This window comes from Streptomyces sp. NPDC002018 (genome assembly GCF_042890865.1).
Lineage (GTDB): Bacteria > Actinomycetota > Actinomycetes > Streptomycetales > Streptomycetaceae > Streptomyces.
Genome location: NZ_JBIASO010000021.1, coordinates 1 through 20785 on the forward strand (window position 1 = coordinate 1; position 20785 = coordinate 20785).

Consider the following 20785-nt stretch of genomic DNA (forward strand, 5'->3'; position numbering starts at 1 on the left):
CCGGAACAACACCCACAACTCATCCGGCACCAACCGCTCAACCAGATCCGCCATGCATCGTTCAACGACTGACCACGCCATAAGAAACGACGTCTAAAGGGAGTCGGCGACCTGCCGTACCAGTTCCGGCAGCGTGGCCGACTTGCGGGTCGGGGCCCGGAAGAAGCCTAAGATCGACGTGCAAAGGCTTTTCGGGGTTGCTGTCACCGGGGTCGAGACATAGACGATCGGTGCGTGGAGATCACGGGTGCCCGGCAGAGCCTGGGGGTTGAGGTGGCTGTGGAGTTCCAGCCACTGCTTTTCGAAGACGGCCCCGGCTGAGCAGACAGACGCGGTCTTGCCGTAGTTGCCCCAGCCGCTGATCATGATGCCGGCGCGGGTCGGGTCGTTCTTCTTCCTCGTGTTGCCGCTCAACCGGCGCCGGATCAGCTTGCCGACCTTGTCATGCATGGGGGTGTCCTGCAGCGGGAGGTTCGCGTTCGTCAGCTCCCGGTAGAGGTCGTAGTCGTACCGGCGGCTCTCAGGGAGCATCGACCACTTTTGCGGGGAGATCGTCGGAGCGGGGACGAGTAGGTCGTAGTGGGTGCGGTAGTGCTGCCAGCCAACGTAGGTGTCGAGGGGCGGGCGGCTGCCCAGGATCAGCTCGGCGATCCTGGCTCGTGAAGGCAGACCGTCCAGCGGATCATCGTGAGAGAGGGCTCGGGTCACGTGTGGTCCTCCTGGACAGGTGTATCGGCTTCCGAGCCGTCGGGGGGCGGAAGCCGAAACATGGGACGCCGGTTCAGGGCCTCGTGCAGCGTTGCCGGGGCCACGGGCTTGACGTCGGCGAGGGCTTCTTCGCGTCGTCGACGGCGGTCGGCGTCGACCGCGTGGTCGATCGTGCGGGCGTGCTCGGCCCAGGCCGCGGGCATCTCAGCCGGAGCTAGCTCATCCGCGATGGCGGGTGCGGCGGGGCGGTCAGCGGCCGCAGCCTGTGCGCGGGTGATCTCGCGGGCTTGGGCGACGCGCTGCTTCTTTCCGGCCTTCCTCTTGGCCTGGCTGGGCCATTGGTCGACTGGGGTGACCGAGCCGAGGATCCCGAGCAGATGTTACAGGAGCTCGCTCTCGGAATGGATCCTGATCTTGTTCGCCCTCACGCGTGTCAGCAGGGCGTCGGCAGTCTTGTCCGAGAAAGCAGGGATCTCACCTTCGGGCGGCAGTCCTCTCCAGCGCAGAATATGCCAGGTCTCGTGGTCGGCAGGGTCCTGGAAGAACACCTGCCGGCGGTCCCTCCGGTCACTGCGGACAACCCACTTGCCCGCGTGTTCGCCGCCCCGGGCGGAGGGTTGCTGGAAGCGCGGCTCGTCGAAGACCGGGTGGTGATACCAGAGCCCGAGGATCTTCACCCCGCGACCAGGATGGATCTTCACGTGGTGTTTGCGCAGGACCTTGTAGTAGAAGCTCGGTTCGGGGAAGTCCAGGTCGAAGCCGCCCTGTTCCATCGCGGCAGCGAACAGGGTGTTGGGGCTGTGGTCTTCACCCGGCGCCCAACTCGGGGCGTATTCGCCTAGTTTACGGTTCTGCCAGATCTGGACGATCCAGGTCGCGATGATGTGCTCGGCTTGCGCGAGCGTGAGGCTCGCATCGCGTTCCGGGTCGGCCCCGCGGTCCGCGACGTCACCGCCGGTGAATCCCAGCAGGTGCTCGAAGAGCATGGTCTGGATGGTGAGGAACTGGCGCTCGACCGCGAACTTGTCGGTCTGCCGCAGGACGCGAGCAGGCAGGATCCGGCAGCCGATCTCCGTTTCGGCTTCCACCAGGTCGTGATTCTTGTAGGGGCCCCCGTGGTCGGTGGTGACCGTCTCCGGGGCAAAGAACGGCAGAGCAGCGACCCGGTGCCCGGTGAACTCGGCGATTTACCTCGGCCGGCACCCCTGCGTAGGGCCATTCCATGTCCTTGCCCCAGCCGTCCCGCATCGGAAGCGGCAGCATCACGTCCCGCAGCAGCATCGCGATGTCGACCGAGGTGTCGGACTGGAGCGTGAGCCGGAAGGCCGGCAGCCCGTGCGTGTAGAGATCGAGTGCGAGGGTCAGCGTCGCGGTGATCGCGTCGCCGAACACGGTCTCGCGCAGCTTCACCGGCATCGGGGTCGAGTCCAGCACCAGAACCTGGCCCGGCCTGTGGACCACCACCCGGCCGGAGACCCCGGCCTCCGCGGCCGCCTCCGCCGTCCGCCCGTAACGCGGCCGAGCTCCGCCGGGCCCGAACCACTCCTTCCAGACGGCCGCGAGCGTCCAGCGTGAAGGGATCTTCTCAGCGGGAAACGTCGGGAACCGCTCACGCATGTACTGGTGCATCAACCGGTGCTTGGCACCCTGGCTCAGGCGGGCGCGTGGGCCGCACTCGGCCTTTACCGCGAAGATCGCCTCCCGGACCTCCTTCGTGATGGTGCGGTGCCCGCTGCGTCGCCGCGTCCAGCGCCCGTCCGCGCAGGCCAGCAGGAGACTGTCGCCCGCCAGTCCCGACAGACGTACCAGCGTCCGGTAGCTGAGGTGCTGCAGACCGCACCGGACCGCCTCCGGACGGGGCATCGCCTCTATCTCCGCAGCCTTCGCGTACCGACGCTGAGTCAACGTCGTGCGGTCCGGGTCGTAGGCCAGCCGGGGCTCACCCAGCAGGGCCCGAGCCGGGTGGCCCTCCCGGAACCCCGTCTCGGCCTCCAGCACGTGCGCCGCCCGCAACCGGGCCCGCTCTAACTGGTCCTTGGTCAAGTCGGCCAGTGTCCTCGGCTGCCGGGCGACCGGCGGCGGGCGCCCTGACTCGACTGCCGGAAGAAGCCGCAGGTCAGCATGGTTGATGAGCCAACGGAACGAGCGGGTCTCCGCGCGGCCGTCGTCATCCACGAGGACGAGCCGGCCGAGTTGACCGTGGACGTCGCCAACCGTCCACTCGACGCCATTGAGCGCGACCCGCCTACCCGGCGCGATCTGCAAGAATCCCCTCGCAGCCATCACACCGCCCAGATCAGTGAGCTGTGGCGGGACTGCCCAGGTCAACGCCGAGCTCGCGGTGCCAGAGCAGCCGGACGATGTTCGCCCGGCCAACGGAAGGCACGCTGGTCGCCTCCGCCAGGTCGGAGAACGTCATCGCCTGCCCCTGCTGCCCGCTGATAGCGGTGAGCAGCTGCTCGCGCATGCCGAGAAGGTCCCTCGCCGGCCGCCGGCGCGAGGACAGGTGGTCAAGGACGCTCCAGACATGCGGTCGCCAGCCCGCGACCACCGAGTACCGCCAGCCGCAGGCAGCCGCCACTTCCCTGGCCGCCGCGAACTTCAGCGCGTCCTCTTCCTTGATCAGTTCCATCGGGCGGACGTCCAGCAACCACATCCCACCGCCGATCACGGCCAGGAAGTCCGGGATGTGCCAGGCATGCCCGCCCGCATGCTCGAAGTCCAGCCGGAACGGCTGCGACAGCACTTCCGATGCCCTCAAGAAGTCCAGCGCGACCAGCAGGCTCACTTCCTTCAGCGACTCGAAGCCATGCTTCCCGCCCGCTGACGCCATTGCCTCCAGGCCGGGGCGGTGCCGCTGCTTCGCCCGCCACGTGAACCCCCGCATCGGCCGGGACGACAGCACAGGTACGTGAGCCATATCGCGGATCGGCCAGCAGATCTTGCCGTCGCCCACCTGCCATGTCGAGCTCCACCGACGTACCCAGTCATCGCCGAGCCGCAACCGATCCTGCAGCCCGGCGTCCCCGTCGTACGCAGTGACAAGCTGGTCCAGATGACTTGAATCCGACGGGATCTTCGCAAACGCTGCCTCGCCCACTCACTTAGAGCAGCACCGCTCGGCCGACGATGGGGGCGCTTCTTCGGTACTGACCGCAACACAGCGTTACGGATCCAAGATTTGCCAACTAGCGCGCTCCGTGTGCCAACTAAAATTCTCGGTCACAACAGGCCCAGGCGGCGGCGTAGCACACCATTGCATAATGCTGCGGGCGAACGTATAGTCATGCCATCGCCGGAGGAGGACTTTCGATGACTGTACGCGTGGCAGTGGCTGGAGCGAGCGGATACGCGGGCGGGGAACTGCTGCGGCTGCTGCTCGGCCACCCCGGGGTCGAGATCGGGGCCCTCACCGGGAACTCCAACGCCGGGCAGCGGCTCGGGGGGCTTCAGCCGCATCTGCTGCCGCTCGGCGAGCGGGTGCTGGAGGCGACCACCGCCGAGGTGCTCGCCGGGCACGAGGTCGTGTTCCTCGCACTGCCCCACGGACAGTCCGCCGCCGTCGCCGAGCAGCTCGGGGACGAGGTGCTCGTCATCGACATGGGCGCCGACTTCCGGCTGAAGGACGCCGCCGACTGGGAGCGGTTCTACGGCTCCGGCCACGCCGGGACCTGGCCCTACGGGCTTCCCGAACTGCCGGGCGCCCGTGCCGCGCTGGAGGGGTCCAAGCGCGTCGCGGTGCCCGGCTGCTATCCCACCGCCGTCTCGCTCGCGCTCTTCCCGGCGTACACCGCCGGCCTGGCCGAGCCCGAGGCCGTGATCACCGCGGCCTCCGGCACCTCCGGCGCGGGCAGGACGGCCAAACCCCATCTGCTCGGCTCCGAGGTGATGGGCTCCATGAGCCCGTACGGCGTCGGCGGCGGCCACCGGCACACCCCCGAGATGATCCAGAACCTCAGCGAGGCCGCGGGGGAGCGGGTCACCGTCTCCTTCACGCCCACCCTCGCCCCGATGTCCCGCGGCATCCTCGCCACCTGCTCCGTCAAGGCGAAGCCGGGCACCACACCCCAGGACGTACGGGACGCCTACGAGAAGGCCTTCGCCGACGAGCCCTTCGTCCATCTGCTCCCCGAGGGGCGGTGGCCCGCCACGGCGTCCGTCCACGGTTCCAACGCCGTACAGATCCAGGTCGCCCACGACGAGTCCGCGGGCCGCATCATCGCGATCAGCGCCATCGACAACCTCACCAAGGGGACCGCCGGCGGCGCGGTGCAGAGCATGAACATCGCCCTCGGAATCCCCGAGGACACCGGACTTTCCACGATCGGAGTGGCACCTTGAGCGTCACCGCAGCGCAGGGATTCACGGCAGCGGGCATCGCCGCCGGGATCAAGGAGAACGGCAACCCGGACCTGGCCCTCGTGGTCAACAGGGGTCCGCGCCGCGCCGCCGCGGGCGTCTTCACCTCCAACCGTGTCAAGGCCGCCCCCGTCCTCTGGTCCGAGCAGGTGCTCAAGGGCGGCGAGGTCGGCGCCGTCGTCCTCAACTCCGGCGGCGCCAACGCCTGTACGGGCCCGAAGGGCTTCCAGGACACCCACGCCACCGCCGAGAAGGCCGCCGAGGTGCTCAACGGACCCGGCGGGCCGGGCGGAGCCGAGCACAGCGCCGGCGAGATCGCCGTCGCCTCCACCGGGCTCATCGGTCTGCCGCTCCCCATGGACAAGCTGCTGCCGGGCATCGAGAAGGCCGCCGCCGAACTGTCCGAGCACGGCGGCGAGAAGGCCGCCATCGCCATCAAGACCACCGACACCGTCCACAAGACCGCCGTCGCCGCCGGTGACGGCTGGACTGTGGGCGGCATGGCCAAGGGCGCGGGCATGCTCGCCCCCGGCCTGGCCACCATGCTCGTCGTCCTGACCACCGACGCCGATGTCGAGGCGTCCGTGCTGGACACCGCCCTGCGCGCGGCCACCCGTACCACCTTCGACCGCGTCGACTCCGACGGCTGCATGTCCACCAACGACACCGTGCTGCTGCTCGCCTCCGGCGCGTCCGGTGCGGCCCCCGCGTACGACGAGTTCGCCGAGGCGGTCCGTACGGTCTGCGCCGATCTGGCCCGTCAGCTCATCGGGGACGCCGAGGGCGCCTCCAAGGACATCCGTATCGAGGTGATCAACGCCGCCACCGAGGACGACGCCGTCGAGGTGGGCCGCTCCATCGCCCGTAACAACCTCCTCAAGTGCGCCGTGCACGGCGAGGATCCCAACTGGGGCCGGGTGCTCTCCGCCATCGGCACCACGAGCGCCGCCTTCGAGCCCGACCTGCTCAATGTCGCCATCAACGGTGTATGGGTCTGCCGCAACGGTGCCGTCGGCGAGGACCGCGAGCTGGTCGACATGCGCTACCGCGAGGTGCGGATCACCGCCGATCTGGCCGCGGGCACGGAGTCCGCGGTCATCTGGGCCAACGACCTCACGGCCGAGTACGTCCACGAGAACAGCGCGTACAGCTCATGACCGCCCGTAAGCACACCGCGCTGCCCAAGGCGCAGATCCTCATCGAGGCGCTGCCCTGGCTGACCCGCCACAACGGCAGGACCGTCGTCATCAAGTTCGGCGGCAACGCCATGATCGACGAGGACCTCAAGGCCGCCTTCGCCCAGGATGTCGTCTTTCTGCGGCAGGCCGGCCTCAAGCCCGTCGTCGTGCACGGCGGCGGCCCCCAGATCAACGCCCAGCTCGACCGGCACGGGCTGGTCAGCGAGTTCAAGGCCGGGCTGCGGGTCACCACCCCGGAGGCGATGGACGTCGTACGGATGGTGCTGGCCGGGCAGGTCCAGCGGGAGCTGGTCGGACTGCTGAACCAGCACGGCCCGCTCGCCGTCGGAATGACCGGCGAGGACGCGCACACCATCTCCGCGACCCGGCACCGGCCGCGGATCGACGGGGAACTGGTCGACATCGGCCGGGTCGGCGAGATCACCGCCATCGAGACCGGCGCCATCGAGGCGCTGCTCGGCGACGGCAGGATCCCGGTCATCTCCTCCATCGCGCGCAGCGCCGACGACGGCCATGTCTACAACGTCAACGCGGACACCGCGGCCGCCGCGCTCGCCGCCGCGCTGGGCGCCGAGACGCTGATGGTCCTCACCGATGTCGAGGGGCTGTACGAGGACTGGCCTCACAGCGACGACGTGATCAGCCGGCTCACCGCCACCGAGCTGGAGAAGCTGCTGCCCGAGCTGTCCAGCGGCATGGTGCCGAAGATGGAGGGCTGTCTGTACGCCGTACGCAACGGTGTCAGGACCGCGCGGGTGCTCGACGGCCGGGTACCGCACTCGATCCTGCTGGAGATCTTCACCGACTCGGGCATCGGCACGATGGTCGTGCCCGACGGACCCGACGGGGTCCACGCACGCAACGCAAGCGAAGAGGGAGCGAAGTGACCGGCAACCAGGAGCTTTCACAGCGCTGGCAGAACGTCATGACGGACAACTACGGCACGCCGAAGCTGTCTCTCGTACGCGGTGAGGGAGCCAGGGTCTGGGACGCGGACGGCACGGAGTACACCGACTTCGTCGGCGGTATCGCCGTCAACGCGCTGGGCCACGCGCACCCCGCGATCGTCGGGGCCGTCTCCCGTCAGATCGCCTCCCTCGGCCATGTCTCCAACCTCTTCGTCGCCGAGCAGCCCGTCGCCCTCGCCGAACGGCTGGTCCAGCTCTTCGGCCGGCCGGGACGGGTGTACTTCTGCAACTCCGGCGCCGAGGCGAACGAAGCCGTCTTCAAGATCGGCCGGCTGACGGGCCGCCGGCACATGGTCGCCACCGACGGCGGCTTCCACGGCCGCACCCTGGGCGCGCTGGCCCTCACCGGCCAGCAGCCGAAGCGGGAGCCCTTCCTGCCGCTGCCCGACGAGGTCACCCATGTCCCGTACGGAGACGTCGAGGCGCTGCGCGCGGCGGTCACCGAGGAGACGGCCTTCGTGATCATCGAGCCGATCCAGGGCGAGAACGGCGTGGTCGTCCCGCCCAAGGGCTATCTGGAGGCGGCCCGGGAGATCACCCGCGCCACCGGCACCCTGCTCGTCCTGGACGAGGTGCAGACCGGTGTGGGCCGCACGGGCCACTGGTTCGAGTACCAGGCCCACCAGGGGGTCGAGCCCGATGTCGTCACCCTCGCCAAGGGACTGGGCGGCGGTCTGCCGCTCGGCGCGACGGTCGCCTTCGGAGTCGCGGCCGATCTGCTCAAGCCGGGCCATCACGGCACGACGTTCGGCGGCAACCCGGTTGCCTGCGCCGCGGGACTCGCCGTACTCGACACACTCGCGGCCGACGGCCTCCTCGACCAGGTGAAGCGGCTGGGCGAGAAACTGCGCGACGGAATCGAGGCGTTCGGCCATCCGCTGGTCTCCCATGTCCGTGGCTCCGGTCTGCTCCTGGGTATCGTGCTCACCGAGCCCCGCGCGCCCCAGGCGCAACAGGCGGCTCAGGGTGCCGGATTCCTGGTGAACGTGCCCGCCCCCGACGTCGTACGGCTGATGCCGCCGCTGATCATCGGCGACGCCGAGGTGGACGCGTTCCTGCGGGCGCTGCCCGGCATCCTCGACAGCGCGTACGGGGACGGACGATCCGGGGAATGAGACGACGATGACCGAGGCCCAGGGCACCGAGCACGGCGGGCAGTCCGTGCCGCAGACCAGAACCGCCCGCCACCGCCGGATCGTCGACATCCTCAACCGGCAGCCGGTGCGCTCCCAGAGCCAGTTGGCGAAACTGCTCGGGGACGACGGGCTGAGCGTCACCCAGGCGACGCTCTCCCGCGACCTGGACGAACTGGGCGCCGTGAAGATCCGCAACACCGGGGGTGAACTGATCTACGCGGTCCCCAGCGAGGGCGGCTTCCGCACCCCGCACGCCCCGCTCGGCGAGTCGGCGAAGGAGGAGCGGATGCGCCGGCTCGCCGGTGAACTCCTCATCTCCGCCGAGGCCTCGGCCAATCTCGTCGTCCTGCGCACACCCCCGGGCGCGGCCCAGTTCCTCGCCTCGGCCATCGACCAGGCCGAGTTGAGCGACATCCTCGGCACCATCGCGGGTGACGACACCCTGATGCTGATCAGCCGTGATCCGGCGGGCGGCCAGGCGCTGGCGGACCATCTGCTGAAGCTGGCCCAGAACGACCGCTGAGGGCCGGGCGGTTCAGCGCCGGGGCCCCGCCCCCGTCTCCCCGGCCCGGGGTCCCGGCCCCCGTCTCCCCGTCCCGGGGCGTCGGCGCGTCCGGCCCCGGGACCCGGCGGAGTCCGCGCCGCTCCGCTCCGCACCGGGTCAGACGCTCACCTCGGCGACGGAGTCGGTGTAACGGCCGAAACCGCTGGTCGTCCACCGGCGGCCGTCGGCCAGCACACCGAAGCCCTCGGTGTTCGCCAGCCCCTCCAGCCACTCCTGGGCCTGCCGTCCCATGGCGTACGCGGCCGTCGCCCGGCTGTCGGCCACGGTCAGTCCCCCGGGGCAGACCACGGTGACCGACGCGGGGCCATGGACCGGCGGCCGGCCCGTACGGGGGTCGAGCACATGGCAGCCGCGCTCGGCCGGTCCCGAGGTCGCCACCCCCAGGGTGCCCTCGCTGGCGATCACCGTGGCCAGTCCACCGGGGCGCAGCGGGTCGGTGACCCCCACCCGCCAAGGCCCGCCCACCAGTTGGATGTCGCCGCCGCCGTTGAGACAGACGGCGGAGGCCCCGGCCGAGACGAGCGTCCGGGCCGCGCGTTCCACCGCCCAGCCCTTCACCAGGCCCGTGGGATCGAGACCGCCCGCGTACCGGGGCGTGAACCACCCCTCGCTCTCCCGCTCCGCCATCGCGCACAGCTCCAGCACCTCGCGCACCTCGTCCGCGCACTGGGACAGCGCCAGCTCGCCACGGGCCAGCCGGCTGATCTGGCTGTCGGCGCGGAACGTCGAGAAGATCTCGTCGGCGCTGTGCAGCGAGGCCACTGCGGCCCGCAGCCCGGCACGGACGCGTTCCTCGTCCCCTATCCCGCGGATGTCGAACGAGAAGACCGTGCCCATCGACTCCTCCACATGGCGGAGCCGTCCGCCCCCGTGGCGCATCAGACCCCCGCCTTGTCGAGGGCGCTCTGGAGCGAGTCCTGGTACCCCTCGCTGGTGTAACTGGCGCCGGACACGGCGTCGATCCGGGCGCTCTGGGCGGTGACGGCGGCCTGGTTGAGGCGGGGGACGGCGTTGGCGGAAATGCCGCCGTCCGGGGACTGGACCGCCTCGGCGGCGGTGATTCTGCCGCCGCTCAGGGTGATCCGTACCTGGACCGGGCCGTACTGGGTGTCCACGGCGTTCCCGAGCACGCTCCGGGCGCCCCCGCCCCCGCCTGCGCCCCCGCCCCCGCCTGTGCCCCCGCCTCCGCCTGTGCCCGCGCCGGTACCCGTGCCGGTGCCCGCGCCTGTGCCAGGATCCGTGCCGGCCGTGCCGCCCGTGCCCGGGGCCGCACCCGCGTTCTTCCCCGGGGCCGCGGCCCCCGCCCCCGTCCCGGCGGCTCCCGCCGAGGCGGCGACCCCGCCACCGGGCCTGGCCGCACCCGCCGCGTCCGCCGCACCCGTCGCGCTCGCCACCGACGAACCGCCGGGCTGCTTCAGCGCGAGCAGCAGGACGACGCCCGACGCGGTCGCTGCGACGCCGATCATGATCCGCCGGAACGGATGCTTCCTCTTCACCGGCTGCCTCACATTTCGAAGGACTCGTGATGGATACGACGGGTGGGCACGCCCGCCTCGCGCAGTGCCTCGTACGACTGACGGGCCAGTCCGGCGGGTCCGCAGACGAAGACATCGTGGTCGTCGATGTCCGGGAGCAGCTCCCGCAGCCGCCGTGGGGTGATCTCGGGGCGTACACCGTCCGGACCGTTGACGGCGTACAGCAGCCGCGCGCCCCGCGCCGACGCGATCGCCCGCAACTCGGCCCAGAGCGCCAGATCCTCGGTCTTGCTCGCCCGGTAGAGCAGGGTCAGATCGCCCGGCCCGCCGGGCAGCGTCTCGAACAGGGCCCGCATCGGCGTGATCCCGGCGCCGCCCGCGATCATCAGCACCTTCTCCCTGCTGCGCCGCTCCGCCGTCATCGCCCCGTACGGCCCCTCCGCCCAGACCCGGGTGCCCGGCTCCAGCCGGGCCAGGGCCTCGCTGTGCTCGCCGTTCGCCTTCACGGTGATCCGCAGCAGATCCGGCCGCGGCGGGGCCGACAGCGAGTACGGATTGGAGCTCCAGCGCAGTCCGTCGGTGAGGAACCGCCAGCGGAAGAACTGTCCGGGCTGGGCGCCCAGCCGGTGCAGCCGCCGTCCGGTGATCAGTACGGAGACCACACCGGGCGCCTCGTACACCGTCCGCTCGACCCGCATCCGGTGACGCCGGTTGAGCAGGATGGGATCGAGCACGCGGTACCGGAGCAGCAGCGCGCCGGCCGCGCCGTACAGCACGTACCAGGCGGTGCGGGCCGCCGGGTTCCCGACGAACTCGGCGCCGGTGGCGAGCTGGTGCCAGAAGGACAGATAGACCGCGAGATAGGTGAGCAGATGGAGGTAGTACCAGGTCTCGTACCGCATTCTGCGGCGCACCGCCCCCGCCGAGACGAAGCCGATCACCAGAAGAAGTACCGTCCCCACCGTCGCCTCGATCATCCGGGGGAACTCGGTGACGACCGTGACGGTCTGCGCCACGACCGCCGAATTCGCCTGGAGCGCGTACCCCCCGACGGTCAGCGGGACATGGGCGACCACCAGGCCCACCGCGTACCGCCCGCCCGTCGCGTGCCAGCGCGTGACCCGGTCGGACCCCACCCGTCGCTCCAGCGCGGGAACGCGTGCCATCAGCACCACCACGAGGGCGATCGCGTACCCGCCGAGCAGCCCGGTCAGCCGCCCGGCCCCGAGCAGCCACTCGGCCGCGTCGAGATGGACGACCGGGGTGTTCTGCCACCACAGGGTCATGACGGCCGCCGCGCCCGCCCAGCACATCACGAGCAGCGGCAGCGCGCCCGACCTCCGCGGGCGTATCGCGCGCATGGTCTGCCGTCTGGCGGCCCGGCCGTTGTGCAAAATCGCCACAGGACTGCTCCTCACCTTCCTTCGTGACCGCCGATACGGATTTGAGCGACGGCGGGTTCAACGAAGTGGCGTGGGAAGGCGACGAGTTCGTTCTCCGGCCGGTCCTGCGAGCGTGGTCAGACGGCGCCCAGGCGGTGCCCGAGGGTCACTTGGCGACGGCGGTGATGGCGGTCGGGCCGGACGGGGTGCCGATCGCGATATGCGGCGCGCGGCGCGGATCCGCCCAGGTCAGGATGCGTTTCATCGCCCCGGACGGCACGGACACGCAGCCCGCCGTGGACCCCTTGCCGTTGGCGTGGAGGAAGATCCCGGCGCCCCGGCCGCGCACCGGCCGGTCGTAGTTGAAGCCGATGACCAATCCGTGGTCGTACTGGCGCCGGTAGTCGGCCATCCGCTCGGACTCGCTCGCCCGGCAGTCCATGGGCAGAGGGCCCTCCACCCAGCGGTTGTACGAGCGCGAGCCGGTGTCCTGGCACCACCAGGACGTGGGTGTCACCCGGCGGTAGCCCGTCCTCGTCCCCCGGGGCGCCGGGGCGATCCCGAACGCGTACGGCAGGTCGTACAGCCCGGTCGGGGTCGTGGACGTTCCCTGTGCCCGCCGGGCGCCGTTCACCAGACCGCCCGCCCCGAAGCGCGCGGGGGCGGACCCGGCCTTCACCCAGCGCCCGTCGCGCCGGTCCCACCAGGTCACCCGGCCCGTGGTCGCTCCGGTGCGGCGGGCCTGCGCGGTGATGAGCTGACTGCCGCCGCCGGTGTCCGCCATCCGTTCGGGGAGCGTCATGCCGGCGACGGAGGCGGTCCCCGGGGCGGTCCCTGGGGCGGCGGCCGGGACGGCGGCGGAAGCCGGTGCGGCGGGGGCGGGGGCGACAGCGGCGAGCAGTGCGGCGGCGAGCACAAGAGCGGTACGCATGGTTCGGACCGTATGCCGACCCCCGTGGCACGGCCTCCCGGGCCGCCGCCGCGTTACTCCGTACAGCCGTGCCGTCCCGCGCCGGCACGCGACACCGGTCACGCGCCCGGTCCGGGACACCGGTCACCCACCCGTCCGCCCGACACGGCCGCCGACCGGCGTACCCGCGCCCTCGGCACACCGTTCGCCCTCAGCCCACCGTCCGGTCCTCAGGCCACCGTTCCGTCCACCCGCTCGGGCAGCGGCAGTGGCAGCGCGGGCAGCCCGTCCAGGCTCACCCCGACATGGTCCTTCTTCGCGCAGTACGCGGCGAACTCCTCGTCCGACTTCCGGCCGAAGTGCTCGGCGTGCTGCGTCCGTTCCTCCCGGTAGTCCATGAAGGGCACCGCGAATCCGCACGCGTCCCCGATGCGCACCGCGTGGATCACGATGATCGCGCGGGCGCCGGGCCCGTCGGTGTCCTTGAAGTACGGGATGTACGCGGCCCAGCGCGGGTCGTCACGGAAGACCGGCTCGCCCCGCCCGTGCACCCGCAGCACCTTGGGCGGCCCGGTGAACGCGCACCACATCAGCGTGATGCGGCCGTTCTCCCGGAGATGCGCGATGGTCTCGGCGCCGCTGCCGCCGAAGTCGAGATACGCCAGCGTCAGCTCGTCGATCACGACGAGCGTGCCGGCCCGCCCCTTGGGCGAGAGATTGACATGGCCGTCGTCCGCCAGGGGAGCGGTGGCGGTGAAGAAGACGGGTTGTTCCTCGATGAAGGTGCGAATCCGGCCGTCGATCCGTTCGTAGCGCTTTCCCATGGCGCCGATTATCCGCGCCCGCGCCCGTCCGACGGGGGAATTCCGGGTCGTGGGACCGCTCCGCCGGACCGACCATGGAGCGATGACGAAGAAGCGGGAGCACGAGGTGCGGGTACGCCGGGTGTACGAGGCGCCGGAGCCGGAGGACGGGACCCGTGTCCTGGTCGACCGGCTCTGGCCCCGTGGTCTGGCGAAGGAGGCGGCGGAGCTGGACGCGTGGCTCAAGGACGCCGCCCCCTCGGCGGAGCTGCGGAAGTGGTACGGGCACGACCCCGGGCGGTTCGAGGAGTTCGCGGAGCGGTACGGCGCGGAGCTGGCCGCACCGGATCACGCGGAGGCCCTCGGCCGGCTGCGTGAACTCACCGACGGGGACACGCTGACGCTGCTCACCGCCACCAAGGATCTGCGGTACTCCCACGCTCCGCTGCTGGCGGCGGAGGTGCGCCGGGGAGCGCACCGGGGAGCACACGGAAGAGGCCGCGAGGGAGGCCACGGGGGAGGCCATGGGGGAGGCGGAGCATGAGGCCACGAGGAAGCGCTTTGACAAAACCATACGGTGTCCCGCATAGTTATACCCATCAGTGAATGCACCGTAAGGAGATACCCGTGACCGAGCGCGTCGTACTCGCCTACTCGGGCGGACTGGACACCTCCGTCGCCATCGGATGGATCGCCGAGGAGACGGGCGCCGAGGTCATCGCCGTCGCCGTGGACGTCGGCCAGGGCGGCGAGGACCTGGACGTCATCCGCAAGCGCGCGCTCGCCTGCGGTGCCGTCGAGGCCGAGGTCGCGGACGCCAAGGACGAGTTCGCCGAGGAGTACTGCCTGCCGGCGATCAAGGCCAACGCCCTCTACATGGACCGTTACCCGCTGGTCTCCGCCCTCTCCCGGCCGACGATCGTCAAGCACCTCGTCGCCGCCGCCCAGAAGCACGGCGCCGGCACCGTCGCCCACGGCTGCACCGGCAAGGGCAACGACCAGGTGCGGTTCGAGGCCGGTATCTCCGCTCTCGGCCCCGATCTGAAGTGCATCGCCCCGGTCCGCGACTACGCGATGACCCGGGACAAGGCGATCGCCTTCTGCGAGGAGAAGGACCTCCCGATCGCGACCACCAAGAAGTCGCCGTACTCCATCGACCAGAACGTCTTCGGACGGGCCGTCGAGACGGGCTTCCTGGAGGACATCTGGAACGCGCCGATCGAGGACATCTACGAGTACACGCAGAACCCGGCCGTCGCCCGTGAGGCCGACGAGGTCGTCATCTCCTTCAAGGAGGGCGTGCCGGTGGCCGTCGACGGCAGGCCCGTCACCGTCCTCCAGGCGATCCAGCAGCTCAACGAGCGGGCCGGCGCCCAGGGCATCGGCCGGATCGACATGGTCGAGGACCGGCTCGTGGGCATCAAGTCCCGCGAGGTGTACGAGGCCCCCGGCGCGATCGCGCTGATCACCGCGCATCAGGAGCTGGAGAACGTCACGGTCGAGCGCGAGCTGGCCCGCTACAAGCGGCAGGTCGAGCAGCGCTGGGGCGAGCTGGTCTACGACGGTCTGTGGTTCTCCCCGCTCAAGCGGGCCCTGGACGGTTTCATCAACGAGGCGAACCAGCATGTCACCGGCGAGGTCCGGATGACCCTGCACGGCGGCCGGGCCGTGGTGAGCGGGCGCCGGTCGGAGGAGTCGCTGTACGACTTCAACCTCGCGACCTACGACTCCGGCGACACCTTCGACCAGTCCAAGGCGCAGGGCTTCATCGAGATCTTCGGTCTCTCGTCGAAGATCGCCGCCCGGCGCGATCTCCAGGCCTAGCCGGAACTCGCCCTCACTCTCGCCCTCACCCCACCCTCGCCCGACGCGGACGCCGGGTGCGGCGGCCGACACGGCCGCCGGCCCCGGCGGTCCGTCCCCCCGCTCGGTCCGCCTCCCCGTTCCTCCGCGGCGGGGAGGCGGTCGTACTTCCCGATCCCTTCAAGGAGCAGCTGTGAGCAGCAACAACGGTGACGTCCGGCTCTGGGGCGGCCGCTTCGCCGACGGACCCGCCGAGGCCCTGGCCAAGCTCTCCGCGTCGGTCCACTTCGACTGGCGGCTCGCGCCGTACGACATCGCCGGCTCCCGTGCCCACGCCCGTGTCCTCCACAAGGCCGGACTGCTCACCGCTGACGAACTGACCCGTATGCTCGCCGGTCTCGACCGGCTCGAAGCGGATGTCGCCGACGGCTCGTTCACCGGCACCATCGCCGACGAGGACGTCCACACCGCCCTGGAGCGCGGACTGCTGGAGCGCCTCGGCCCCGACCTCGGCGGCAAGCTGCGCGCCGGACGCTCCCGCAACGATCAGGTCGCCACGCTCTTCCGGATGTACCTGCGCGACCACGCCCGGATCATCGGCGGGCTGATCGCGGATCTCCAGGACGCGCTGGTCGGACTGGCCGAGGCGCACCCGGCCGTCGCGATGCCGGGCCGTACGCACCTCCAGCACGCCCAGCCCGTTCTCTTCGCCCACCATGTGCTGGCGCATGTGCAGTCGCTCTCCCGGGACGCGGAGCGGCTGCGGCAGTGGGACAAGCGGACGGCGGTCTCTCCGTACGGTTCGGGCGCCCTGGCCGGTTCGTCGCTCGGGCTCGACCCGGAGTCGGTCGCCGCGGACCTCGGCTTCGAGCGCGGCTCCGTCGGCAACTCCATCGACGGCACGGCCTCCCGCGACTTCGTCGCCGAGTTCGCCTTCATCACCGCGATGATCGGCGTCAACCTCTCCCGGATCGCGGAGGAGGTCATCCTCTGGAACACGAAGGAGTTCTCCTTCGTCACCCTGCACGACGCCTTCTCCACCGGTTCCTCGATCATGCCGCAGAAGAAGAACCCGGACATCGCGGAGCTGGCGCGGGGCAAGTCCGGCCGGCTCATCGGCAACCTCACCGGCCTGCTGGCCACGCTGAAGGCCCTGCCGCTCGCGTACAACCGCGATCTCCAGGAGGACAAGGAGCCGGTCTTCGACTCCTGCGACCAGTTGGAGGTCCTGCTGCCGGCCTTCACCGGGATGATGGCGACGCTGACCGTCAACCGGGCACGGATGGAGGAGCTGGCTCCGGCCGGTTTCTCGCTCGCCACGGACATCGCCGAGTGGCTGGTGCGGCAGGGGGTGCCGTTCCGGGTGGCGCACGAGGTCGCGGGGGAGTGCGTCAAGGAGTGCGAGGCGCTGGGCATCGAGCTGGACGGGCTGACGGACGAGCAGTTCGCGAAGATCTCCCCGCATCTCACCCCCGAGGTGCGGTCGGTGCTCAATGTGCCGGGCGCGCTGGCGTCCCGTGACGGCAGGGGCGGTACGGCCCCGTCGGCCGTGGCCGTCCAGCTCTCCGAGGTCAAGGCCGATCTGGTGATACAGCACGCCTGGGCCGCCGCCAAGAAGTAGCGGGAACCGGCCGGCCGGCGAGACGAGCCGGCCGGGACGTACGACAAGCCCCGGCCGGGACGTACGGCGGGAGCCGGTCCGGGGTACCGGGCCGGCTCCTCGTCATTCCAGCGCCGCCGCCCACTCCGCGAGCGCCTCGAAGTCCGGCCGGGCCAGCCCGGTCCAGGGATCGATCGACAGCAGCAGGGCGGCGGGATGCCGCTGGTCCACCCACGCACGGTCGTACGACGTGATCTCGTCGTCGACCCACGCGAACGGCCGCCCGGCCGCGTACTCCAGCACGTACTGCGTCTTCCACAGGGTCCCGCGAGGGGCCCATCCGTGTGTTTCGGGCCAGGCGATGTACGGCAGCTCCGGCAGCCCGAGCAACGGTGCGATCCACTCGTTGGCGTCGTTCTCCCAGGTGGTCGCCCAGACCAGCTCGTACAGCTCCGAGAGCGCCAGCAGTTCCGTGCCGTGCCCGGGGCTGAGCAGCACGGGCAGCGGACCCGGCCGCGTCCGCGCCCAGAGCGAGGGCCGCATCAGATGGCGGGCATAACCGTCAGGAGGCCGTGGGGCGGCCAGTGCGGCATACGGGTTGAGCGGACCGTCGATGTCGATCAGCAGAAGCGGCTTCCGCGAGGACTTCATACGCGTGTTCCTTCCCGCCCTCAAGGGGCGTGAGTCGGAGCGGTCATGTATGGAATGAGACGTCCATGTCTCATGTGGGTTATGGTTGGCTCATGACCGTCGATCGTGATCAGGTGCTGCGCACCGCCGCCGCGCTTCTCACCCGTAAGGCGACCGCCACCATGGACGAGGTCGCGAGGGCCTCGGGCATCGGGCGCGCGACGCTCCACCGGCACTTCGCGGGGCGTGACGCCCTGGTCAAGGCGCTGGAGCAGCTCGGTATCCAGGAGATGGAGACGGCGCTCGACGCCGCCCGGCTGGACGAGGGCACGGCGGCCGAGGCGCTGCGCAGGCTCGTCGGCCGGATCGAGCCCTCGGCCGGACTGCTCGCCTTCCTGCTCACCGAGAACCAGCTCTTCGAGGGCGAGGTGTCCGACGGCTGGGCGCGGATCGACGCCCGCTGCTCCGCGCTCTTCCGGCGCGGCCAGGAGCGGGGCGAGTTCCGGATCGATCTCAGCCATGTCTGGCTGACGGAGGCGCTCTACGGGCTGATCAGCGCGGGCGCCTGGGTGACCCAGGACGGCCGGGTCGCCACCAAGGACTTCCAGTACATGATCGTCGAGTTGCTGCTCGGCGGCGCACAGCGGAGCGTGAGGACATGACCAGCACCCACCGGACGGCGACGGCCACGGCGTCGGAGACGAAGCCCGTACCCCGTCCGGGACGGTGGCTCGCGCTCGCCGTGCTCGTCCTGGCCGTCCTGCTGGTGGCGGTCGACGCGACCGTACTCGGCCTCGCCACCCCGTTCCTCAGCGAGGATCTCGCGCCGTCCGGGACACAGCTCCTCTGGATCGGCGACATCTACTCCTTCGTCATCGCCGGACTGCTGGTCTCCATGGGCAGCCTCGGCGACCGTATCGGCCGTAAGAAGCTGCTGCTGACGGGCGCGGTCGCGTTCGGCGGGCTCTCCGTGCTGAACGCCTACGCGTCGAGCCCGGAGATGATGATCCTGGCCAGGGCGCTGCTCGGGGTGGCGGGCGCGACCCTGATGCCGGCCACGCTCGCCCTGATCCGCAATATCTTCCACGACCCCAGGGAGCGCAGCCTCGCCATCGGTATCTGGGGAGCGATGGCCTCGGCGGGCGCCGCGGTCGGCCCGGTCGTCGGCGGCTTTCTGCTGGAGCACTTCTGGTGGGGCTCGGTCTTCCTGATCAACCTGCCCGTGATGGCGGTGCTGGTGCTCGTCGGCGCCAGGCTGCTGCCCGAGTCGAAGAACCCCGCGCCGGGCCCGTGGGACATGACCAGTGTGCTGCTGTCCCTGGTCGGCGTCGTCGGCCTCGTATACGCCGTGAAGGAGGCGGCGGCACACGGTCCTGGCTGGGACGTCGCGGTCGCGGGGGCGGCCGGCGCGATGGCACTGCACCGGTTCGTACGGCGTCAGCTCACCCTGCCCGCGCCCCTGCTGGACATGCGGCTCTTCCATCACCGGGGCTTCTCCGGCGCGGTGCTGGCCGATCTGCTGACCATCCTCGGTCTGTCGGGGCTGGTCTTCTTCCTGTCGCAGTTCCTGCAACTGGTCCAGGGGCGCGGGCCCCTGGAGGCGGGTCTCGCGGAACTGCCCGCGGCGGTCGGCGCCGTGACGGCGGGGCTGATCGCGGGGACGGTCGCCCGCCGCTACTCGGTACGGGCGGTGGTGGCGGGCGGTCTGGCGGCCATCGGGCTGGCGCTGGCGGTGGTCACGGTCCTCAGCCGCTCCACCGGCTATCCGCTGCTGGGTGTGGTGCTGCTGGTCGTCGGGGTCGGCGCGGGGTTCTCGTTCACCGTCACGGCGGATGTGATCCTCTCCAGCGTCCCCAAGGAACAGGCCGGTTCGGCCTCCGCGGTCTCGGAGACGGCGTACGAACTGGGCGCGGCGCTCGGGATCGCGCTGCTGGGGTCCGTCGTCACCGGGGTGTACCGCGCGTTCCCCACGCCCGCCGGAATCCCGGCGGACACGGCCTCGGCCGCCCATGAGTCGCTGGGCGGGGCGGTGGAGGCGGCGGCGGGCCTGCCAGGCCGCTCGGGCCCGGCCCTGGTGGCCGCGGCGCAGGACGCCTTCGTCGACGGGTTCCGGCTGGCGGCGGGCGTGGGCGCGGCGGTCCTGCTGGCGACCGCGGTGGCGGCCTGGTTCCTGCTGCGAGGACAGCGGCTGGAGGAATCCGTCACACACTGAGGAGAGGCCGGAGAGGCCGGAGAGGCCGGAGAAGCGGGGCACACGAGGTCGCCCGGAGTCGCGGGGGCCGCGCGGGCCTGGAACCGGAGCCTCCGCCCCGCGCCCCCGTCGCCCGCCGTCTCGACGGCCTCGCCACCGCCCCGCGCCGTTCCCGCTGACGGCGGATACGGAGCGGAACGCGCGGCGACCGGGACGCGCGGCGACCCGGGCGCGCCGCGACCGGTCCGCGCGGCGACCGGTGCGGCCGACCCGGCAGGTGGCCAGGTCCGGCCGGTCGGCCGAATGGACGGCGGGGGCTACGCCGCCTTCGCCTTCGTGGCGTACATGTCCACGTACTCCTGCCCGGACAGCTCCATGACCTCGGCCATCACCGAGTCCGTCACCGCCCGCAGCACATACCGGTCGCGGTCCATGCCCTCGTACCGGGAGAACTCCATCGGCTTGCCGAAGCGGACCGTCACCTTGCCGGTGCGCGGCATGCCCGTGCCGTTCGGCTGGAGCTTGTCCGTACCGATCATCGCGAAGGGCACCACCGGGGCGCCCGTCATCAGCGTCAGCCGCGCGATGCCCGTACGGCCCCGGTAGAGCCGGCCGTCGGGGGAGCGGGTGCCCTCCGGATAGATACCGAAGATATTGCCCTGCTCCAGCACCCGACGGCCCGTCATCAGCGCCGCCACACCGCCGCGCCCACCGTCGCGGTCCACCGGGATCATGCCCACACCGGTGAAGAACCAGGCCATCAGCCGGCCCTTGAACCCCTTGCCCGTGACGTACTCGTCCTTGCCGATGAAGAAGACCTGGCGGTCGCAGACCAGCGGCAGGATCATCGAGTCGATGAAGGTGAGATGGTTGCCGGCGAGGATCACCGGCCCGCTCCCCGGAATGTTCTCGGCGCCCTCCACACGGGTGCGGAACATCAGGCGCATGATCGGTCCGAGCGCTGCCTTGATGAGCGCGAAGCGGGACAACGGTTCCTCCGGTGGCGAGGGACGGTGGTGGACGGAGGCGAACATCTCCGCAGGTGAGCACGTTACT

The 20785-nt window shown here is 70.9% G+C and carries 21 protein-coding genes; 10 read left to right on the plus strand and 11 right to left on the minus strand.

Annotated features, from left to right (window positions below; all coding sequences use genetic code 11):
- Positions 1-93: 93 nt before the first annotated feature.
- From ACFYYH_RS28000 to ACFYYH_RS28015, 4 genes are all read right to left on the minus strand, one after another.
- Positions 94-708: a hypothetical protein gene (locus ACFYYH_RS28000; protein WP_388556521.1), complete on the minus strand. Its 615-nt coding sequence runs from the start codon at positions 706-708 to the stop codon at positions 94-96.
- Between the two features lie 380 nt (positions 709-1088).
- A complete protein-coding gene (locus ACFYYH_RS28005) occupies positions 1089-1694 on the minus strand; it encodes a hypothetical protein (RefSeq protein ID WP_388556524.1) in 606 nt (201 codons plus the stop codon).
- Positions 1657-2973 carry a hypothetical protein gene (locus ACFYYH_RS28010; protein WP_388556526.1) on the minus strand — a complete coding sequence of 439 codons (1317 nt, stop codon included), beginning with the start codon at positions 2971-2973 and terminating at the stop codon, positions 1657-1659. The genes ACFYYH_RS28005 and ACFYYH_RS28010 overlap by 38 nt, the downstream gene beginning before the upstream one ends.
- Before the next feature lie 31 nt (positions 2974-3004).
- Positions 3005-3808 (minus strand): TnsA-like heteromeric transposase endonuclease subunit, encoded by an 804-nt coding sequence (locus ACFYYH_RS28015; RefSeq protein WP_388556529.1) that lies wholly within the window; start codon positions 3806-3808, stop codon positions 3005-3007.
- Between the two features lie 212 nt (positions 3809-4020).
- On the opposite strand from ACFYYH_RS28015, the gene argC reads away from it, so the two are divergent.
- The 5 genes from argC to ACFYYH_RS28040 are packed head-to-tail and all read left to right on the plus strand — an operon-like array spanning position 4021 to position 8893.
- Positions 4021-5049 carry an N-acetyl-gamma-glutamyl-phosphate reductase gene (gene argC / locus ACFYYH_RS28020; protein WP_388556532.1) on the plus strand — a complete coding sequence of 343 codons (1029 nt, stop codon included), beginning with the start codon at positions 4021-4023 and terminating at the stop codon, positions 5047-5049.
- On the plus strand, positions 5046-6224 hold the full coding sequence (gene argJ / locus ACFYYH_RS28025; RefSeq protein WP_388556535.1) for a bifunctional glutamate N-acetyltransferase/amino-acid acetyltransferase ArgJ: 1179 nt from the start codon (positions 5046-5048) through the stop codon (positions 6222-6224). The genes argC and argJ overlap by 4 nt, the downstream gene beginning before the upstream one ends.
- Positions 6221-7153 (plus strand): acetylglutamate kinase, encoded by a 933-nt coding sequence (gene argB, locus ACFYYH_RS28030; protein ID WP_388556537.1) that lies wholly within the window; start codon positions 6221-6223, stop codon positions 7151-7153. Before argJ ends, argB begins: the two co-directional genes overlap by 4 nt.
- Positions 7150-8349 carry an acetylornithine transaminase gene (locus tag ACFYYH_RS28035; RefSeq protein WP_388556540.1) on the plus strand — a complete coding sequence of 400 codons (1200 nt, stop codon included), beginning with the start codon at positions 7150-7152 and terminating at the stop codon, positions 8347-8349. Before argB ends, ACFYYH_RS28035 begins: the two co-directional genes overlap by 4 nt.
- A gap of 7 nt (positions 8350-8356) precedes the next feature.
- Complete coding sequence (locus tag ACFYYH_RS28040; RefSeq protein ID WP_388556543.1) at positions 8357-8893, plus strand: arginine repressor; 537 nt, start codon at positions 8357-8359, stop codon at positions 8891-8893.
- 138 nt (positions 8894-9031) lie between these two features.
- Here ACFYYH_RS28040 and ACFYYH_RS28045 read toward each other — a convergent pair whose 3' ends face one another.
- The 5 genes from ACFYYH_RS28045 to ACFYYH_RS28065 form a co-directional block, all read right to left on the minus strand.
- The gene (locus tag ACFYYH_RS28045) at positions 9032-9814 is read right to left on the minus strand and encodes an FAD:protein FMN transferase (RefSeq protein ID WP_388556546.1); all 783 of its coding nucleotides are present in this window, start codon (positions 9812-9814) and stop codon (positions 9032-9034) included.
- Positions 9814-10431: an FMN-binding protein gene (locus ACFYYH_RS28050; RefSeq protein ID WP_388556549.1), complete on the minus strand. Its 618-nt coding sequence runs from the start codon at positions 10429-10431 to the stop codon at positions 9814-9816. Before ACFYYH_RS28050 ends, ACFYYH_RS28045 begins: the two co-directional genes overlap by 1 nt.
- Before the next feature lie 8 nt (positions 10432-10439).
- Positions 10440-11771, minus strand: a complete 1332-nt coding sequence (locus ACFYYH_RS28055; RefSeq protein ID WP_388556873.1) for a ferric reductase-like transmembrane domain-containing protein — start codon at positions 11769-11771, stop codon at positions 10440-10442.
- Positions 11772-11958: 187 nt separating this feature from the next.
- Positions 11959-12723, minus strand: coding sequence for a L,D-transpeptidase (locus tag ACFYYH_RS28060; protein ID WP_388556552.1), 765 nt, complete (start codon positions 12721-12723; stop codon positions 11959-11961).
- Between the two features lie 209 nt (positions 12724-12932).
- A complete protein-coding gene (locus ACFYYH_RS28065; RefSeq protein WP_388556555.1) occupies positions 12933-13526 on the minus strand; it encodes a pyridoxamine 5'-phosphate oxidase family protein in 594 nt (197 codons plus the stop codon).
- Positions 13527-13608: 82 nt separating this feature from the next.
- On the opposite strand from ACFYYH_RS28065, the gene ACFYYH_RS28070 reads away from it, so the two are divergent.
- The 3 genes from ACFYYH_RS28070 to argH all read left to right on the plus strand — a co-directional run bounded on the left by ACFYYH_RS28070 (position 13609) and on the right by argH (position 16929).
- The gene (locus ACFYYH_RS28070) at positions 13609-14049 is read left to right on the plus strand and encodes a DUF488 domain-containing protein (protein WP_388556558.1); all 441 of its coding nucleotides are present in this window, start codon (positions 13609-13611) and stop codon (positions 14047-14049) included.
- An 83-nt stretch (positions 14050-14132) separates the two neighbouring features.
- Positions 14133-15329: an argininosuccinate synthase gene (locus ACFYYH_RS28075; RefSeq protein WP_388556561.1), complete on the plus strand. Its 1197-nt coding sequence runs from the start codon at positions 14133-14135 to the stop codon at positions 15327-15329.
- Positions 15330-15501: 172 nt separating this feature from the next.
- Positions 15502-16929 (plus strand): argininosuccinate lyase, encoded by a 1428-nt coding sequence (gene argH, locus ACFYYH_RS28080; RefSeq protein WP_388556562.1) that lies wholly within the window; start codon positions 15502-15504, stop codon positions 16927-16929.
- Between the two features lie 102 nt (positions 16930-17031).
- On the opposite strand, the gene ACFYYH_RS28085 is transcribed toward argH, so the two are convergent.
- A complete protein-coding gene (locus ACFYYH_RS28085) occupies positions 17032-17559 on the minus strand; it encodes a hypothetical protein (protein WP_388556565.1) in 528 nt (175 codons plus the stop codon).
- A 92-nt stretch (positions 17560-17651) separates the two neighbouring features.
- Between ACFYYH_RS28085 and ACFYYH_RS28090 the strand changes: the two genes are divergently transcribed.
- Positions 17652-18200, plus strand: coding sequence for a TetR/AcrR family transcriptional regulator (locus tag ACFYYH_RS28090; RefSeq protein WP_388556566.1), 549 nt, complete (start codon positions 17652-17654; stop codon positions 18198-18200).
- A complete protein-coding gene (locus ACFYYH_RS28095) occupies positions 18197-19750 on the plus strand; it encodes an MFS transporter (RefSeq protein ID WP_388556570.1) in 1554 nt (517 codons plus the stop codon). The genes ACFYYH_RS28090 and ACFYYH_RS28095 overlap by 4 nt, the downstream gene beginning before the upstream one ends.
- Before the next feature lie 296 nt (positions 19751-20046).
- On the opposite strand, the gene ACFYYH_RS28100 is transcribed toward ACFYYH_RS28095, so the two are convergent.
- A complete protein-coding gene (locus tag ACFYYH_RS28100; protein WP_388556573.1) occupies positions 20047-20763 on the minus strand; it encodes a lysophospholipid acyltransferase family protein in 717 nt (238 codons plus the stop codon).
- Between the last annotated feature and the right edge of the window lie 22 nt (positions 20764-20785).

Bases quoted from the DNA above. Each gene is read 5' to 3' on its own strand.
- ACFYYH_RS28060 (WP_388556552.1), bottom strand. From the start codon at position 12,723: ATGCGTACCGCTCTTGTGCTCGCCGCCGCACTGCTCGCCGCTGTCGCC.
- ACFYYH_RS28085 (WP_388556565.1), bottom strand. From the start codon at position 17,559: ATGAAGTCCTCGCGGAAGCCGCTTCTGCTGATCGACATCGACGGTCCG.
- ACFYYH_RS28005 (WP_388556524.1), bottom strand. From the start codon at position 1,694: ATGCTCTTCGAGCACCTGCTGGGATTCACCGGCGGTGACGTCGCGGAC.
- ACFYYH_RS28065 (WP_388556555.1), bottom strand. From the start codon at position 13,526: ATGGGAAAGCGCTACGAACGGATCGACGGCCGGATTCGCACCTTCATC.
- ACFYYH_RS28045 (WP_388556546.1), bottom strand. From the start codon at position 9,814: ATGCGCCACGGGGGCGGACGGCTCCGCCATGTGGAGGAGTCGATGGGC.
- ACFYYH_RS28040 (WP_388556543.1), top strand. From the start codon at position 8,357: ATGACCGAGGCCCAGGGCACCGAGCACGGCGGGCAGTCCGTGCCGCAG.
- ACFYYH_RS28070 (WP_388556558.1), top strand. From the start codon at position 13,609: ATGACGAAGAAGCGGGAGCACGAGGTGCGGGTACGCCGGGTGTACGAG.
- ACFYYH_RS28100 (WP_388556573.1), bottom strand. From the start codon at position 20,763: ATGTTCGCCTCCGTCCACCACCGTCCCTCGCCACCGGAGGAACCGTTG.
- argB (WP_388556537.1), top strand. From the start codon at position 6,221: ATGACCGCCCGTAAGCACACCGCGCTGCCCAAGGCGCAGATCCTCATC.
- argC (WP_388556532.1), top strand. From the start codon at position 4,021: ATGACTGTACGCGTGGCAGTGGCTGGAGCGAGCGGATACGCGGGCGGG.
- ACFYYH_RS28055 (WP_388556873.1), bottom strand. From the start codon at position 11,771: ATGCGCGCGATACGCCCGCGGAGGTCGGGCGCGCTGCCGCTGCTCGTG.
- ACFYYH_RS28090 (WP_388556566.1), top strand. From the start codon at position 17,652: ATGACCGTCGATCGTGATCAGGTGCTGCGCACCGCCGCCGCGCTTCTC.
- ACFYYH_RS28095 (WP_388556570.1), top strand. From the start codon at position 18,197: ATGACCAGCACCCACCGGACGGCGACGGCCACGGCGTCGGAGACGAAG.